The sequence below is a fragment of the Bradyrhizobium stylosanthis genome, from assembly GCF_001641335.1.
In the GTDB taxonomy this organism is placed as follows: Bacteria; Pseudomonadota; Alphaproteobacteria; order Rhizobiales; family Xanthobacteraceae; genus Bradyrhizobium; species Bradyrhizobium stylosanthis.
In genome coordinates, this window is sequence record NZ_LVEM01000001.1 from 915,423 (window position 1) to 929,080 (window position 13,658).

A 13,658-nucleotide genomic window follows, 5' to 3' on the forward strand; every position below is an offset into this window, starting at 1 on the left:
TTGGCATCCGACGACAGATGGCTGGAACGGCTGCGCCTCGAGCTGACCTGGTTCAGCGGCCAGGCGCTGCTGCGCAGCCGTGGAGCGGGCGCCATCCTGCGTTTTGCCCATGTGCGGCCACGGCGCCGCGGCGGATTCCAGCCGCTCCGCGCAGACGAGATCACGCCGCAATTCCTCGACCGCGCCATTCGGGCGCTGAAGCGGTGGCGTTATGATTTTATCGGCATGGACGAGGTCTGCCGGCGCGCCGTGACTCTGCCTGAGAAGCGGCGCTTCGTGGCGCTGACCTTCGACGGTGCTGCCAAGGACCTCATCAGCTTCGCCTATCCGGTGCTCGCGCGCCACGCCGTGCCCTTCACGGTCTATGTGCCGACAGCGTTTCCCGACGGCGTCGGCGAAGCCTGGTGGATCGGTCTCGAACGGGTGATCGCGCGCGAGAGCCGCATCAGCTTGATGATGGGCGAGAAGGAGCAGCGCTTCGTTGTGACCGGCGATGCCGAGAAGCAGGCGCTGTTCTCGCATATCGAGAGCTGGCTGCGCTCGCTGCCGCCGGCGGAGCTGTCGGCTGCGATCGCCGATCTCTGCACGCGCTACCGGATCGATCTCGCCGCGCTCTCGCGCGAGGCGTCGATGGACTGGGAGGATATCGCCAGGCTCGCGGCCGACCCGCTCGTCACCATCGGCAGCGCGACCGTGAATTATCCCGTTCTTGCCAACATGAAGGACACCGCGGCGCTGCGCGAGATGACGATGGGCAAGGCGGTGGCGGAATCCGCGTTCCACCGCGAGATGAGGCATCTCGCCTTTCCGTTCGGCGACCGCGCGTCGTTCCGGCGCAGCCACGTCGTGATGGCCGAGGAGGCGGGCTTTGCCAGCGCGGTGTCGACGATCCCGGGCATCGTGGAGGCGGAAGGGCGCACCAATCTGCGCGCGCTGCCGCGGATTTCATGGGACGGCCGGATCGGCTCGCTGCGGATGCTGCGCGTGCTGGTGTCGGGGGCCGCGTTTGCGCCGGTGAAACCGACGGGAAGTACTACGGGCCAGACTTGACGCGGTCGGGCCGCTGCATCCAGCTCACGATCGGCATCGCCGGCAGCACCCAGCCCATGCCCACGACCACATAGTAGATCGCCTGCCGCCAGCCGGATTCGGCGATCCACGGCATCTGCGCCGCCGCCATGCCGAGCAGGGCCCAGACGGTGGCGAGCACCAGGAGCAGGATGGCGCCGAGGAACTTGCGGGTGCGGATCGTCATGGTCGAAAACTGCGGCCTTCGCGTAACTTGCGCTGCGGGAGCGGGGGACTATAAGGGGCACGCAGTCCGGTTCAAGTCTCTTAGGCACCAGGCCTCGTTTGCCCCTGAAATGACGACGATTTCCGCTTCCCCCGACCCGCATCGCGCCGTCCGCTGGTGGCTGATCTCCGTGGCCGCGCTGATCGCCCTGATGGTGCTGGTCGGCGGGGCGACGCGGCTGACGGAATCCGGCCTGTCGATCGTCGAATGGAAACCCGTCACCGGCAGTGTTCCGCCGCTCTCGGAGGCGCAGTGGACCGCGGCGTTCGAGGCCTACAAGAAGATTCCGCAATATCGCGAGCTCAACGCAGGCATGAGTCTGTCCGAGTTCAAGGAGATCTTCTGGTGGGAATGGAGCCACCGGCTGCTCGGCCGCTTCATCGGCGTCGCCTATCTGCTGCCGTTCCTGTTCTTCCTCTGGCGCGGCGGATTGGCGGCTGAGCTGAAGCGGCGGCTGTGGCTGCTGTTCGCCCTCGGCGGGCTGCAGGGCGCGGTCGGCTGGTGGATGGTGGCCTCGGGCCTCACCGAGCGGGTCGAGGTCTCGCAATACCGGCTGGCGACGCATCTGATGCTGGCGCTGCTGATCTTCGCCGGCATCGTCTGGACGGTGCGGCGGCTCAAGGAGCGGCCGGCGATCGCCGTGCCCGCGCGGTTGCGCTTCACGAGCGCGGTGCTGCTCGCCGTGACGCTGGTGCAGATTTATTTCGGCGCGCTGGTTGCGGGCCTGCGCGCCGGGCGTGCCTACAACACCTGGCCGCAGATCGACGGCGCGTTCATTCCCGCAGCTGAGCGGCTGTGGTTCGAGACGCCGTGGTGGCGCAACATGTTCGACAATGTGCTGACCGTGCAGTTCGAGCACCGGATGACGGCGTATGCGCTGTTCGCGCTGGCGGCGCTGCATGCGTTCGATGCCGTGCGCTCGCGCGCGGGCGCAGCGGCAAGCGGCGCGCTCTGGCTGTTCGCCGCGGTCAGCCTGCAGGCCGTGCTCGGTATTCTCACGCTGCTCAATCAGGTGCCGATCGGGCTTGCCCTCGCGCATCAGGCGGTTGCGATTTTGGTGCTCACGCTCGCCGTGATGCAGGTGGAGCGGCTGGCCTCACGCCAGTCCGCACACGCGCAGCCGCGTGCCGTTCCGGTCGGTCAGGTCGGCTGATCACCATCAGCCCCGGCTGATACCGGCTGATCAGCAATAGCCGTAGATGCCGCACGAATAGGGCAGGCGCCAGAAGTAATCGACTTGCTTCCCGCCGTAATAGGAGCCCTGGTAATCGTAGCTCCAGGGGCGGCCGTAATAGCCGGGCAGGGTGTGGGAGCCGGGCAGGAGCGGCGTGCCCGGCAAGTTGCTGATGTAGCTGCCGATGCCATACGCCGGCGAAATCAGCGCATCCGGATCGGTCTCGACATAGACCTTGGGCGGGTCCTGCGGCGGCGGAGCGGCTCGCCGTCTCGCCGTTGCCGGCAAATCAGCGGCCATGGCGGCCGAGACCGTCAGCATTGCCGCAAGGGCAGGCACAATCCAGCGCAGCATCGTCGGCTCCGAATCAAAAGGGCGATCCAGCGACGATGTATGCGGCAGATATGGTTAATGACTGTTAACTGACGGTCGCCAAGGCAACCGTCATTCCGGGGCGCGCGTGAGCGCGAACTACGGTGCGCAGTTGCGCACCCGAGAATCTCGAGGTTCTCAGGTGCGCAATTGCGCACCCAGTTCGGTGCTTCGCTCCGCCCCGGAACGACAGGAAACTAAGCGCTGAGCGCCTGCTCGAGGTCGGCGATCAGGTCTTCCTTGTCCTCGATGCCGATCGAGAGCCGGACCACGTCGGGGCCGGCACCGGACTTCACCTTGGCGGCGTCGTCGAGCTGGCTGTGCGTGGTCGAGGCCGGGTGGATCACCAGCGAGCGGGTGTCGCCGACATTGGCGAGGTGCGAGAACAGCTGCAGCTTCGACACCAAATTGACGCCGGCGTCGTAGCCGCCCTTCAGGCTGAAGGTGAAGACGGCGCCCGCGCCCTTGGGCGCATATTTGCGCGCGAGCTGGTTGTACTTGTCGCTCGCAAGGCCCGCATAGCTCACCGAGGCCACCGCCGGATGACCGGCGAGGAATTCGGCGACCGCCTTGGCGTTGTCGCAGTGCTTCTGCATGCGCAGCGGCAGCGTCTCGATGCCGGTCAGGATCATGAAGGCGTTGAACGGCGACAAAGCGGGGCCGAGATCGCGCAGGCCCAGCACGCGGCAGGCGATCGCGAAGGCGAAGTTGCCGAACGTCTCCTGCAGGCGGATGCCGTGATATTCGGGGCGCGGCTCCGACAGCATCGGATATTTGCCGCCCGTGGACCAGTCGAAGGTGCCGGCATCGACGATGATGCCGCCGAGCGAGTTGCCGTGGCCGCCCAGGAACTTCGTCAGCGAGTGCACGACGATGTCGGCGCCGTGGTCGATCGGACGAATGAGGTAGGGCGAGGCCAGCGTGTTGTCGACGATCAGCGGCACGCCCGCCTTGCGCGCCACCGTCGAGATCGCCTCGATGTCGGTGATGCTGCCGGCGGGATTGGCGATGGACTCGATGAAGATCGCCTTGGTGCGCGGCGTCACCGCGCGCTCGAAGCTCGAGATGTCGTCGGGATCGGCCCACACCACGTTCCAGCCGAAGCTCTTGAACGCGTGCGTGAACTGGTTGATCGAGCCGCCATAGAGCTTTCGCGCGGCGATGAATTCGTCGCCGGGCTGGAGCAGTTGCTGCAGGATGACGACCTGGGCGGCGTGGCCCGAGGCCACTGCGAGCGCGGCGGTGCCACCTTCGAGCGCGGCCACGCGCTCTTCAAGCACCGCGTTGGTCGGGTTGCCGATGCGGGTGTAGATGTTGCCGAACGCCTGCAGGCCGAACAGCGAGGCGGCGTGGTCGGCGTCATTGAAGACGAAAGAGGTGGTTTGATAAATCGGGGTCGCGCGCGCACCGGTGGTCGGATCGGGCTGTGCACCGGCATGCACGGCAAGGGTTGAAAATCCCGGAAGGCGATCGCTCATAGAAGGCGTCCTGTTCTCTTGGTCTGAAATCGCGCGGCATGCTGATGGGCGGGGCGTCCGCCGTCAAGGCGCCGCTTCACATCAGGATGATTTGGGAATGATCCTGCTACGCATTGTCGCGTTCGCGAAACGAAACCTTCGCAATTGCGTCAGCTCTGCTCGGTCTTGTTTTTCGCGGCGCGATCCGATGCCGCGGTGTCGCCGCCGCCGACGCTCATCCGATTGAGGGAGAGCCGCATGCCTTGCGTCGGCGCCGGCGCGCGCTTGGAGCTGAGCGTGCGCGAATTCACGCCCATCCAGGAGATTTCCGAGGACAGGCGGCCATATTCGATCTTGGGGCAGCGGTTCATGACCACCTTGATACCGACCGACTCCGCTTTCGCCGCCGCGGCGTCATCGCGTGCGCCAAGCTGCATCCAGATCACCTTCGGCAACGGGTCGAGCGTCAGGGCTTCCTCGACTACGGGCATGATGTGGCTGGAGTTGCGGAAAATGTCGATCATGTCGATGGGGCGACCGATGTCGGACAGCGAGGCGACGAACGGCTTTCCGAGCAAATCCTTGCCGACATGGCCCGGATTGATCGGGATCATGTCGTAGCCGCGCTGCGCCAGATATTTGAACGCAAAATAGCTCGGTCGCACGTTCTGCGGCGAGGCGCCGACCATCGCGATCGACTTCACGCTGTTGAGGATGCCGCGGATGTAATTGTCGGGATAGGCGTCGTGGTTCATCTTGTTCTTTCTCTGACCCTCATGGTGAGGTGCGCGGCACGCGCGTCTCGAACCATGAAGCCGCAGTCGGGCCTCTATCCTTCGAGTCGCCGCGTTCCGCGGCTCCTCAGGATGAGGAACTGATTACTCATCCCGCCATGTCGGCGTGCGCTTCTCGATGAAGGCGCCGATGCCTTCCTCGGCGTCGCGTGCCATCATGTTCTCGGTCATCACCTCTGCGGCATAACGATAGGCATCCGCAAGGCTCATCTCGGCCTGGCGATAGAAGGCCTCCTTGCCGAGCTTGACGGTATAGGCGGATTTCAGCGCGACCTTCTCGGCGAGCGCGATCGCCGCATCGCGCTCGGTACCGGCGGGCACGACGCGATTGACGAGCCCGATTTCGCGGGCGCGGTCGGCGGTGACGGGCTCGCCCGTCAGCAGCATCTCCATCGCCTGCTTGCGCGGCACGTTGCGCGTCAGCGCCACCATCGGCGTCGAGCAGAACAGGCCGATATCGACGCCTGGCGTGGCGAACGTCGCGTCCTGCGAGGCGATCGCGAGGTCGCAGCTCGCAACCATCTGGCAGCCGGCGGCCGTGGCGATGCCCTGGACGGCGGCGACTGTCGGCTTCGGCAGATGCACGATCGCCTGCATCATCGCGCTGCAGGCATTCATCATCTCGGCGAAGAAGGCACGGCCGCGGTCCGGGTCCGTGCGGCGGGCGTTCATTTCCTTGATGTCGTGGCCGGCGGAGAAGGCGGGACCGTTGGCCGCGATCACCACGCCGCGGATGGCCTTGTCGTCGCGGATCTCGTTGAGCTCGGCATGCAGGGTCGCAATCATCGCCTGCGACAGGCTGTTGCGCGCGGCCGGGCGGTTCAGCGTCAGGACGGCGATGCTGCCCACCGTCTCGCGCAGCAGGATCGGCGGTTGCGGGGAGGGGGCACGGGCGGCCTGAACGGACATTGACGCGACTTCCGTGGAATGATTGCAATTGGATGACACGGATAACTTAATGTAACAGGGCAAGCGAAGCGAGGGTGGGGAACAGCATGGCGTTAGCGAAAATGAGCGTGGCCGAGGTCGAGCAGTTTCTGCGCGACGAGTTCCCCCAGGCCTTCAGCGGCGACGACATCACGATCGAGAGCGCGGACGGCCAGACCTGCCTTTTGCGCCAGCGTTTCAGTGAAAGGATGCTGCGGCCGGGTGGAACGGTCTCCGGCCCGACGCTGATGGCGCTCGCCGATTTCGCGATGTACGTGGTGCTCCTGTCCGCCATCGGCCCGGTCGGGCTCGCGGTCACCACCAATCTGAACATCAACTTCCTGCGCAAGGGCCAGCCCGGGCAGGACGTGCTGGCCGAGGCGCGGCTACTCAAGCTCGGCAAGCGCCTGGCGGTGGGGGAGGTAAACCTCCTGTCCGGGACTTCACCCGACCCGATCGCCCATGTCACCTCGACCTATTCCATTCCAAATGTTTGAGCTTTTCGCAGGTAATATAGCACCGTATTTTTAAACCATTGATTTTGCTTCAGTAATTTGCGTCATCGGGCATTGACCGTTGCGCGGCGTTTCTCTAGAAACCCGGGCAGTCCGGTGCGGTTGTTCGCGCCGATGCTCCCCGTCCACGGAAACTCTGACATGAAAACCTTTTCGGCAAAGCCGGCTGAGGTGACGAAGAAGTGGGTGCTGATCGACGCCAAGGGTCTGGTCGTCGGCCGTCTCGCCACCATCGTTGCCATGCGCCTGCGCGGCAAGCACCTCCCGACCTACACCCCGCACGTTGATTGCGGCGACAACGTCATCATCATCAACGCGCAGCATGCGGTCCTCACCGGTCGCAAGCGCGAGCAGAAGACCTATTACAAGCACACCGGCTACGTCGGTCACGTCAAGGAGCGCACCGCGCGCCAGATTCTCGAGGGCAAGCACCCCGAGCGCGTGCTCGAGAAGGCCGTCGAGCGCATGATCCCCCGTGGTCCGCTCGGTCGCGTGCAGATGGGCAACCTCCGTGTCTACGGCGGCGCCGATCATCCGCACGAGGCGCAGCAGCCCGAGAAGATCGACATCGCCAAGTTGAACCGCAAGAACACGAGGGCCGCATAACATGGCCGAATCCATCCAGTCGCTCGACCAGCTCTCGCAGCTCAAGACTGCGGCGGCGCCCGATGCGCCCAAGCACGAGAAGAAGGTCGACAAGTTCAACCGCGCCTATGCCACCGGCAAGCGCAAGGACGCGGTCGCCCGCGTGTGGATCAAGCCGGGCGCCGGCAAGGTCACCGTGAACTCGCGCGAGGTCGAGGTCTATTTCGCCCGTCCCGTGCTGCGCATGATGATCGAGCAGCCGTTCTCGGTGGCCCAGCGTTCGGGCCAGTACGACGTGATCTGCACGGTCGCCGGCGGCGGTCTGTCCGGCCAGGCCGGCGCGGTCCGTCACGGCATCTCCAAGGCGCTCACCTATTTCGAGCCGGAGCTGCGCTCCGTGCTCAAGAAGGGCGGCTTCCTCACCCGCGACTCGCGCGTGGTCGAGCGTAAGAAGTACGGCAAGGCCAAGGCCCGCCGGTCCTTCCAGTTCTCGAAGCGTTAATCGCTTCGGTCGCATTCGCCGCGAAAGCGGCTTCAATGAGATGCAAAAGGGCGCTGATTTCAGCGCCCTTTTTGTTGTTCGTTTGTATGCAAATTGACGACGAGTTTCTGGAAAAGTTGGGGCTGCGCGAAAACCTGAATGGAACCCGCGGGACATAGCGTCGCATTCGGAAGGGCGCGCAAATCGGATGTGCCGATCGCGTAACTGCTATGTTTTCAAGGGGGCCGACATGATGTCGCTCGATAGCATCACGCTCTATTTGGTTGCCACCATGGTTGCCGCATTGCTCGGCGCCATGATGGTGTTCTTCGGCAAGCAGGAAAACAGTCCTGCGCTGAAATGGTGGGGCACCGCCTATCTGCTCGGTGCGACCTCCGTCGCGTTGTGGACGGCGGCCGGCGACAAGCTCGGCCCGCATCTCTACCTCGCGTTAAATGCCGTCGGCTTCGTGGCCTGCGGCATGGTGTGGAATGCGGCGCGCGTCTTCCACGGCCGCAAGCCGAACTGGCCCGGTCTCGTGCTCGGCGCGCTCGCCTGGGTCGCCGCCGTCTCGCTGCTCGATCCGGCGGCGTCCATGCTGCGCATGATCATCGGCGCGGGCATCGTCTCGGTGTATGCGGCGCTGACCGCGAGCGAGCTCTGGGTCGAGCGGCGCAAGAGCCTGCAGCGGCGCTGGCCAGCCTTCGTCGTGCCGGTGATGCACGGCTGCGTCCTGATGCTGCCGATCCTGATCGGCAGCTTCCTGCGTCCGCACGACGCCGGCTTCTCCTCCAGCATCTGGGTCACCGTGTTCGCGGTCGAGATCGTGCTCTATGCCGTCGGCACCGTGTTCGTGATCTTCATGCTGGTGTCCGAACGCACCGTCACTGCGCACCGGACCGCGGCGTCGACCGATCCGCTCACCGGCATGCTGAACCGACGCGGCTTCTCCGAAGCCTGCGGCCGCGTGATCGATCGCGAGGCCAAGGCCGGACGTCCCGTCACCGTGATGATCTTCGACATCGACCACTTCAAGTCGATCAACGACCGCTTCGGTCATCCCGCCGGCGACGAGATGCTGAGGCTGTTCTCGACGGTCGTCGTCAACAATTTGCGCATCTCCGACCTCTCGGGCCGCATCGGCGGCGAGGAGTTCGCGGCTTTGCTGCCGTGCTCGCTGGAGGAGGGTGTGCTGGTGGCCGAGCGCGTGCGCGAAGCCTTCGAGACCTCCGGCGTCGTGGTTGACGAAGGCCCGGTCGACACCACCGTCAGCATCGGCGTCGCCGGCGGTCCTGCCGGCACCGAGCTCGAGGTGCTGCTGGCCTCGGCCGACACCGCGCTCTACCAGGCCAAGCGCGGCGGCCGTAACCGCGTCGAGGCGGCGGAGGAGCTGCCGCTGTCGCTGGAGAACTGGCGCCGCCAGAGCGCGGCGCGGGTCGGTGCGCCGCAGGCGCGTCCGGTCACGGCGTGAACCCAAGGGCGGCCCTGCGGTAAGCCGCTGTTTACCATTCGATCCCTACCATTGCGGTCATGGAATCGATCCGTCGACAGACCCCGCAGGCCGCCCTGATGTCGCTCGAAGCCCACGCGGCGTCGGCGCGGAGCGGCTTTGCCTGCCTGTTCTCGACAGCGGAGGAATACGAGACCGCGCTGATCACCGAGCGCCGCGCCCAGGGACGCTACACGCAGGGACGCAGCTACTGGCCGGTCGCGCTGTTCATCGGTTGCACCCTGATCGTCCTGGGCACCGCGCTGCTGTTCTCCTGAGAGGGACGCATTTGGGGCCGGGCAGGGCGCCGTTTCGGCGCCTTTTTCTTTGTCCATGGCTGCGGTAGACACGCCCATCGAACAACAAAGGGTGGAAAACCGATGGTCACCGAGATCGCGCAAATCGACGTCAAGCCGGGCAGCGAGAAGGATTTTGAAGCCGCCGTCGCCAAGGCCAAGGCGGCCTTCGGCCGTTCCAAGGGCTTTCATGGCTTCGAGCTGCACAAGTCGATCGAGAAGCCGCAGCGCTACCGGCTGATGGTGAAGTGGGCAACGCTGGAGAACCACACCGTCGACTTCCGCGGCTCGGAGAATTTCACCGAGTGGCGTGGCCTCGTCGGCCAGTATTTTGCCGCGCCCCCGGAGGTCGAGCACACCGAGACCGTGCTGACCACCTAAGAGGGATCACGCCGCCTCCGCCAGAGGCGGCGCCTCATACGTCTTGAAATGGTCGATCATGACCTTGGCGATGGCGACCAGCGGGAGCGCCAGCGCGAGACCCCAGATTCCGAACACCACGCCAAGCAGGATCTGGAACGCGAACAGCGTCGCCGGCGGGATGTCGAGCGCCTGGCGCTGCAGGATCGGCGTCAGCACGTAGCTCTCCATGGCATGCACGCCCATGAAGAGCAGGAACGCCGACAGCGCCGGGATCCAACCCGAGGCGAGGCTCGCCAGCACCACGACCACACCGGCGATGATGGCGCCGACGGTCGGGATGAAAGCAAGCAGGCCGGCCTGAATCCCCAGGATGAACGAGCCGGGAATGCCGATGATGGCAAGCCCGATCCAGGTCACGGCGCCGACCGCGATCATCACCACGATCTGCGCGATCAGCCAGCGCTCCAGCGTCTCGCCGATCCGGTCGATGATCAGGGCGACGCGAGTGCGGTGCCCGGCGGGTGCGAGGAACAGCAGGCCGTCGTGGTAGACGCCGGGCTGGGCGGCAAAGGCGAGCCCGAGGAACAGCACGATGAAGATGTTGCCGACGGCGCTGATCGCGCCGAACAGCACCTTGAAGGTCTGACTGACGATCGCCCCGCCGCTCGAGGCGAGCGCGCCGGCGCCGCCCGGCAATCCGCCATGCGGGGCCGGGCTCGGGGCCGGCGCCGTGCTGTCCTCGCTGGATGCCGCGGGCGCGGCATTGCCGAGATCGAAGACGCTGGTGTCGATGCCGTGGCTCTCGAGGAAGGACCGGACGTTGCTGATCTGCGACTTGATGGTCTTGCTCAGCACCGAGGCCTGCTCCGCGATGGTGGCGCCGCCGAGATAGGCGACGCCGGCGAGCAGCACCGCAAGCACGACGCAGACGATCGCGAGCCGTACCGCGTGGGGCAGATGTACGCGCCGCCCCAGCGCAATGGTCAGCGCATTGAGGCCGACGCCGAGCAGCATGCCGGTGAAGATCAGCAGCAGGGTCGTCGCGAAATACCAGGTGAAGACCAGCATGGCCGCGAACAGGACGACACCGATGCCGCCGACCGAAATCGCCCAGGCAAGATCGCTGCGGGTCCGGGGCCGTTCATCTCTGGAAATGCTCACATCGGGTCCTTTTCAGCGTACCGCGCGCTGCACTCTTTCGACAAACGCGCTTCCGATCAAGGCCGCGTCAACGCGCTGGTTTGACGCTGCAGCGCGAACGGTGCAGAGCGATGAGAAAGAACAGGTGGGGGGCGCTTGAGTTTCATCAGCAAATGGGCCGGTCTGCTCGGGCTTCTGGCCGTGCTCGTGATCGGGGACCAGATCCGGATCAACCGGCCCGGGCACAAATACCGTCTGACGGTCGAGGTGGCGACGCCCGACGGGATCAGGACCGCATCAGGCATTCTCGCCGTGGTGCCCGACCGCAACTACAACCGCGGCGGCCGCACCACGATGCGCGGGGAGGCGGTGTTCGTGGACCTCGGCCAAGACGGCGGCAAAGATCGCGGCAAGGGCAAGAACCTGGTGGTGCTGCTGGCACATCGGCAGGGCGACAAGCTCGATCTCGACGACATCAACTATGTGGCGCTCCGCGCCTACGGTGCCGCGCGCGGCAACCGCGTCTCGTTCAACGACATCAGCCGGCAGACCGGCATTGTCCCGGTGCAGGGGGACCTGATCCCGGTGCTGGTGAGCTTTGGTGATCCCGCCGACCCCGCGAGCGCGCGTCTTGTCGCCAGCGACCAGGCGGACGCGGTCCTGGGCGATGGCTACGCCATCCGCGGCCTCACCGCCGAGGTGGTGCCCAACGGGTTCTGGCCGATCGATTTCGGGGGCGTGCTCGGAGAGCCCGTGACGCGCGGAATTGATGCGAAACTGCCCTGGCTGGCCACGCCGGGCGACCCCGCGGCGACCGCCCTGAAGGCCGCCGGCCTGCCTGCGGCGGGGGCAATTGAGGCCCGGGAGGCATTTGCGCGAAAATAGCATTGCCGTCCCGCGATCCCTTCAGTTGAATTTGTTCCATCCCAAGGGCATCTTTGGAGAATCTTGTTGCGGGGAGGTCGGAACGGGAGATGAGAAAGCCGGTCGTCGGCGTGATTGGGAATTCCCATCGCGTCGAGAATCGATTTCAGGTCCAGATGGTCGGCGAGCGAAATTTGCGCGCCGTGGCCGAGGTCTCCGGCGGCTTGCCGGTGATGTTCGCGGGCTCCCCTGATATCACCGACATCGCCGCACTGCTCGATACGGTCGACGGCATCGTCCTCACCGGGGCTCGTGCCAACGTGCATCCGACCCGTTTCAACGTCGACCCCTGCGAGAAGCACGAGCCCTACGACATCCATCGCGACGAGGTGGCGCTGGCGCTCTCGCTTGCCTGCGTTGCCCGCGGCATCCCGCTGTTCGGCATCTGCCGCGGCCTGCAGGAGATGAACGTCGCCTTCGGCGGCTCGCTGCATCCCGAAATCCGCGAAATTCCCGGCCGCATGAACCACCGCATGCCCCGGCTCGAGAACGGCGAGATCCATCCCGATCCGACCGTGGTGTTCGCCGACCGTCATGACGTCGCCCTCACGCCCGGCGGCGCATTCGCGACGCTCCTGGGGTGCGAGAAGATCAGGGTCAATTCGCTGCACGGCCAGGGTATCCTCGACCCCGGCAAGCGCGTGCTGATCGAGGGCGTCGCCGAGGACGGCACCATCGAGGCGATCCGCATCGCGGAGGCCCCGACCTTTGCGCTCGGTGTGCAGTGGCACGCCGAGTACGACCCGCAGCGCAACCCGATCAACCGAAAACTGTTCGAGGCCTTTGGCGAGGCGCTGGTGGCGCGGCAGAGGACGGCGGCTTAGCTCAAGGCTCCGTCCCGGACGCGTTGCAACGTTCTGCTGCACGGGGCCGGGACCAAGCGCAGGCTCGCGCATCAAGGCGTGAGCTTTGCGACATAGGCATTGACGGGGTCGGCGTAGCCCTTGAGAAGCAGGCTGCGCTGCTCGGCGGCAATGCCGGGCGGTGCGTCCTCCCGGACCACCGAACTGATGACCATCTCGCCGCCCTTGGCCGCAGCGACCAGCCGCGCGCAGAAGTTCATGGGGTCTCCGAGCGCGGCAAACTGGTAGTTGCCGTCCTCCACGCCGATCGAGCCGACAAACGTCTTGCCCGCATGCACGCCGACGCCAATGGAAAGCCAGGGGCCCGCGGGATCGTCATGTCCGGTCGCGCGCAGAAGTGCGAGCCCGGCCTTGACCGCGTGCCGGCGATAGTCGCTGCCTGAAAAGCCGGGCAGGAAAATTCCGATCACCTCGTCGCCGACCATCTTGTCGACCACGGCGTCGGTCTCGGCAAATACCTCGGTGGCCACCCGGAAAAAGCGCTGCATGAGCGCGGCAAACTCGGTTGGGCCCATGCGCGCAGCGAGTTGGGTCGATCCCCGCACGTCGGCATAGAGCATCGCGATCTCGATCTCGGCGCCGCCGCGCTCCTTGGCGAGCACCGCCTCGCACTGCTCGCAGATATGCGGGTTGCGGCGCCATGGCCGGAAGCCTGCAAGCCGTAAGGCCGGTGCGGTGAAGCCGTCGAAACCCACGCAGCAGAGCCGGCAGCGGTTATCGGCCGTCGGCGACAGCATGCGCATCACCGCGCGGCCGCGGCGGAGCGAAGGGTGCTCGCCGGACAGCATCTGCTGCCAGAAGGCATTGCGATCCTGATCGCCTGCGAGGTCCGACATCGAACGTCTCGTCCGATCGCCCGAGATTGGTCTTCTGCATTCTAGTCCGCGGGCCGGAAACCGGCAACGAAACATATGCGGCTGCGGCTCGCGTCGGTGAGAAGCCGGGGCGATTGCGCCATGCTTCAAAACGCACTCCGAATTTCAA

Annotated in this window: 17 protein-coding genes; 10 read left to right on the top strand and 7 right to left on the bottom strand. The window is 65.6% G+C overall.

Translation table 11 applies throughout. The annotated features are described in order from the left end of the window. Nucleotides 1-1,050: a polysaccharide deacetylase family protein gene (locus tag A7X65_RS04550; RefSeq protein ID WP_063683115.1), complete on the top strand. Its 1,050-nt coding sequence runs from the start codon at nucleotides 1-3 to the stop codon at nucleotides 1,048-1,050. On the opposite strand, the gene A7X65_RS04555 is transcribed toward A7X65_RS04550, so the two are convergent. After that, nucleotides 1,034-1,255: a DUF2842 domain-containing protein gene (locus A7X65_RS04555; RefSeq protein WP_018642447.1), complete on the bottom strand. Its 222-nt coding sequence runs from the start codon at nucleotides 1,253-1,255 to the stop codon at nucleotides 1,034-1,036. The two genes, A7X65_RS04550 and A7X65_RS04555, sit on opposite strands and share 17 nt — an antisense overlap. A gap of 109 nt (nucleotides 1,256-1,364) precedes the next feature. Between A7X65_RS04555 and A7X65_RS04560 the strand changes: the two genes are divergently transcribed. Then, entirely contained in the window at nucleotides 1,365-2,447 is a 1,083-nt protein-coding gene (locus A7X65_RS04560) for a COX15/CtaA family protein (protein ID WP_063683116.1), read from the top strand. A gap of 30 nt (nucleotides 2,448-2,477) precedes the next feature. On the opposite strand, the gene A7X65_RS04565 is transcribed toward A7X65_RS04560, so the two are convergent. The 4 genes from A7X65_RS04565 to A7X65_RS04580 form a co-directional block, all read right to left on the bottom strand. Further along, nucleotides 2,478-2,822 carry a hypothetical protein gene (locus A7X65_RS04565; RefSeq protein WP_063683117.1) on the bottom strand — a complete coding sequence of 115 codons (345 nt, stop codon included), beginning with the start codon at nucleotides 2,820-2,822 and terminating at the stop codon, nucleotides 2,478-2,480. 215 nt (nucleotides 2,823-3,037) lie between these two features. Further along, a complete protein-coding gene (locus A7X65_RS04570) occupies nucleotides 3,038-4,318 on the bottom strand; it encodes an O-acetylhomoserine aminocarboxypropyltransferase (RefSeq protein WP_063683118.1) in 1,281 nt (426 codons plus the stop codon). A gap of 149 nt (nucleotides 4,319-4,467) precedes the next feature. Continuing rightward, nucleotides 4,468-5,052: a CoA-binding protein gene (locus A7X65_RS04575; RefSeq protein WP_063683119.1), complete on the bottom strand. Its 585-nt coding sequence runs from the start codon at nucleotides 5,050-5,052 to the stop codon at nucleotides 4,468-4,470. Between the two features lie 123 nt (nucleotides 5,053-5,175). Further along, nucleotides 5,176-6,000: an enoyl-CoA hydratase gene (locus tag A7X65_RS04580; protein ID WP_063683120.1), complete on the bottom strand. Its 825-nt coding sequence runs from the start codon at nucleotides 5,998-6,000 to the stop codon at nucleotides 5,176-5,178. Between the two features lie 86 nt (nucleotides 6,001-6,086). On the opposite strand from A7X65_RS04580, the gene A7X65_RS04585 reads away from it, so the two are divergent. From A7X65_RS04585 to A7X65_RS04610, 6 genes are all read left to right on the top strand, one after another. Continuing rightward, complete coding sequence (locus tag A7X65_RS04585; RefSeq protein WP_063683121.1) at nucleotides 6,087-6,515, top strand: PaaI family thioesterase; 429 nt, start codon at nucleotides 6,087-6,089, stop codon at nucleotides 6,513-6,515. A gap of 159 nt (nucleotides 6,516-6,674) precedes the next feature. Then, the gene (rplM, locus tag A7X65_RS04590) at nucleotides 6,675-7,139 is read left to right on the top strand and encodes a 50S ribosomal protein L13 (RefSeq protein ID WP_011087726.1); all 465 of its coding nucleotides are present in this window, start codon (nucleotides 6,675-6,677) and stop codon (nucleotides 7,137-7,139) included. A 1-nt stretch (nucleotide 7,140) separates the two neighbouring features. Next, nucleotides 7,141-7,620 (top strand): 30S ribosomal protein S9, encoded by a 480-nt coding sequence (rpsI, locus tag A7X65_RS04595; RefSeq protein ID WP_018320095.1) that lies wholly within the window; start codon nucleotides 7,141-7,143, stop codon nucleotides 7,618-7,620. A 229-nt stretch (nucleotides 7,621-7,849) separates the two neighbouring features. Then, nucleotides 7,850-9,070 carry a GGDEF domain-containing protein gene (locus A7X65_RS04600; RefSeq protein WP_063683122.1) on the top strand — a complete coding sequence of 407 codons (1,221 nt, stop codon included), beginning with the start codon at nucleotides 7,850-7,852 and terminating at the stop codon, nucleotides 9,068-9,070. A 59-nt stretch (nucleotides 9,071-9,129) separates the two neighbouring features. Beyond that, nucleotides 9,130-9,366 carry a hypothetical protein gene (locus tag A7X65_RS04605; RefSeq protein ID WP_063683123.1) on the top strand — a complete coding sequence of 79 codons (237 nt, stop codon included), beginning with the start codon at nucleotides 9,130-9,132 and terminating at the stop codon, nucleotides 9,364-9,366. A gap of 102 nt (nucleotides 9,367-9,468) precedes the next feature. Next, entirely contained in the window at nucleotides 9,469-9,765 is a 297-nt protein-coding gene (locus A7X65_RS04610) for an antibiotic biosynthesis monooxygenase family protein (RefSeq protein ID WP_063683124.1), read from the top strand. Between the two features lie 6 nt (nucleotides 9,766-9,771). On the opposite strand, the gene A7X65_RS04615 is transcribed toward A7X65_RS04610, so the two are convergent. Then, the gene (locus A7X65_RS04615; RefSeq protein WP_063683125.1) at nucleotides 9,772-10,908 is read right to left on the bottom strand and encodes an AI-2E family transporter; all 1,137 of its coding nucleotides are present in this window, start codon (nucleotides 10,906-10,908) and stop codon (nucleotides 9,772-9,774) included. Between the two features lie 135 nt (nucleotides 10,909-11,043). On the opposite strand from A7X65_RS04615, the gene A7X65_RS04620 reads away from it, so the two are divergent. Together A7X65_RS04620 and A7X65_RS04625 are read left to right on the top strand one after the other, a co-directional pair. Continuing rightward, a complete protein-coding gene (locus A7X65_RS04620; protein WP_063683126.1) occupies nucleotides 11,044-11,772 on the top strand; it encodes a hypothetical protein in 729 nt (242 codons plus the stop codon). 89 nt (nucleotides 11,773-11,861) lie between these two features. Further along, nucleotides 11,862-12,635 (top strand): gamma-glutamyl-gamma-aminobutyrate hydrolase family protein, encoded by a 774-nt coding sequence (locus A7X65_RS04625; RefSeq protein WP_063683127.1) that lies wholly within the window; start codon nucleotides 11,862-11,864, stop codon nucleotides 12,633-12,635. A 71-nt stretch (nucleotides 12,636-12,706) separates the two neighbouring features. Here the strand turns inward: A7X65_RS04625 and A7X65_RS04630 are convergent, their stop codons facing one another. Next, nucleotides 12,707-13,510 (bottom strand): adenylate/guanylate cyclase domain-containing protein, encoded by an 804-nt coding sequence (locus A7X65_RS04630; RefSeq protein WP_063683128.1) that lies wholly within the window; start codon nucleotides 13,508-13,510, stop codon nucleotides 12,707-12,709. Between the last annotated feature and the right edge of the window lie 148 nt (nucleotides 13,511-13,658).

Coding starts and splice junctions, on each gene's coding strand:
- A7X65_RS04570 (WP_063683118.1), bottom strand. CDS start 4,318: ATGAGCGATCGCCTTCCGGGATTTTCAACCCTTGCCGTGCATGCCGGT.
- A7X65_RS04555 (WP_018642447.1), bottom strand. CDS start 1,255: ATGACGATCCGCACCCGCAAGTTCCTCGGCGCCATCCTGCTCCTGGTG.
- A7X65_RS04565 (WP_063683117.1), bottom strand. CDS start 2,822: ATGCTGCGCTGGATTGTGCCTGCCCTTGCGGCAATGCTGACGGTCTCG.
- A7X65_RS04605 (WP_063683123.1), top strand. CDS start 9,130: ATGGAATCGATCCGTCGACAGACCCCGCAGGCCGCCCTGATGTCGCTC.
- rpsI (WP_018320095.1), top strand. CDS start 7,141: ATGGCCGAATCCATCCAGTCGCTCGACCAGCTCTCGCAGCTCAAGACT.
- A7X65_RS04585 (WP_063683121.1), top strand. CDS start 6,087: ATGGCGTTAGCGAAAATGAGCGTGGCCGAGGTCGAGCAGTTTCTGCGC.
- A7X65_RS04560 (WP_063683116.1), top strand. CDS start 1,365: ATGACGACGATTTCCGCTTCCCCCGACCCGCATCGCGCCGTCCGCTGG.
- rplM (WP_011087726.1), top strand. CDS start 6,675: ATGAAAACCTTTTCGGCAAAGCCGGCTGAGGTGACGAAGAAGTGGGTG.
- A7X65_RS04580 (WP_063683120.1), bottom strand. CDS start 6,000: ATGTCCGTTCAGGCCGCCCGTGCCCCCTCCCCGCAACCGCCGATCCTG.
- A7X65_RS04610 (WP_063683124.1), top strand. CDS start 9,469: ATGGTCACCGAGATCGCGCAAATCGACGTCAAGCCGGGCAGCGAGAAG.
- A7X65_RS04625 (WP_063683127.1), top strand. CDS start 11,862: ATGAGAAAGCCGGTCGTCGGCGTGATTGGGAATTCCCATCGCGTCGAG.
- A7X65_RS04600 (WP_063683122.1), top strand. CDS start 7,850: ATGATGTCGCTCGATAGCATCACGCTCTATTTGGTTGCCACCATGGTT.
- A7X65_RS04630 (WP_063683128.1), bottom strand. CDS start 13,510: ATGTCGGACCTCGCAGGCGATCAGGATCGCAATGCCTTCTGGCAGCAG.
- A7X65_RS04575 (WP_063683119.1), bottom strand. CDS start 5,052: ATGAACCACGACGCCTATCCCGACAATTACATCCGCGGCATCCTCAAC.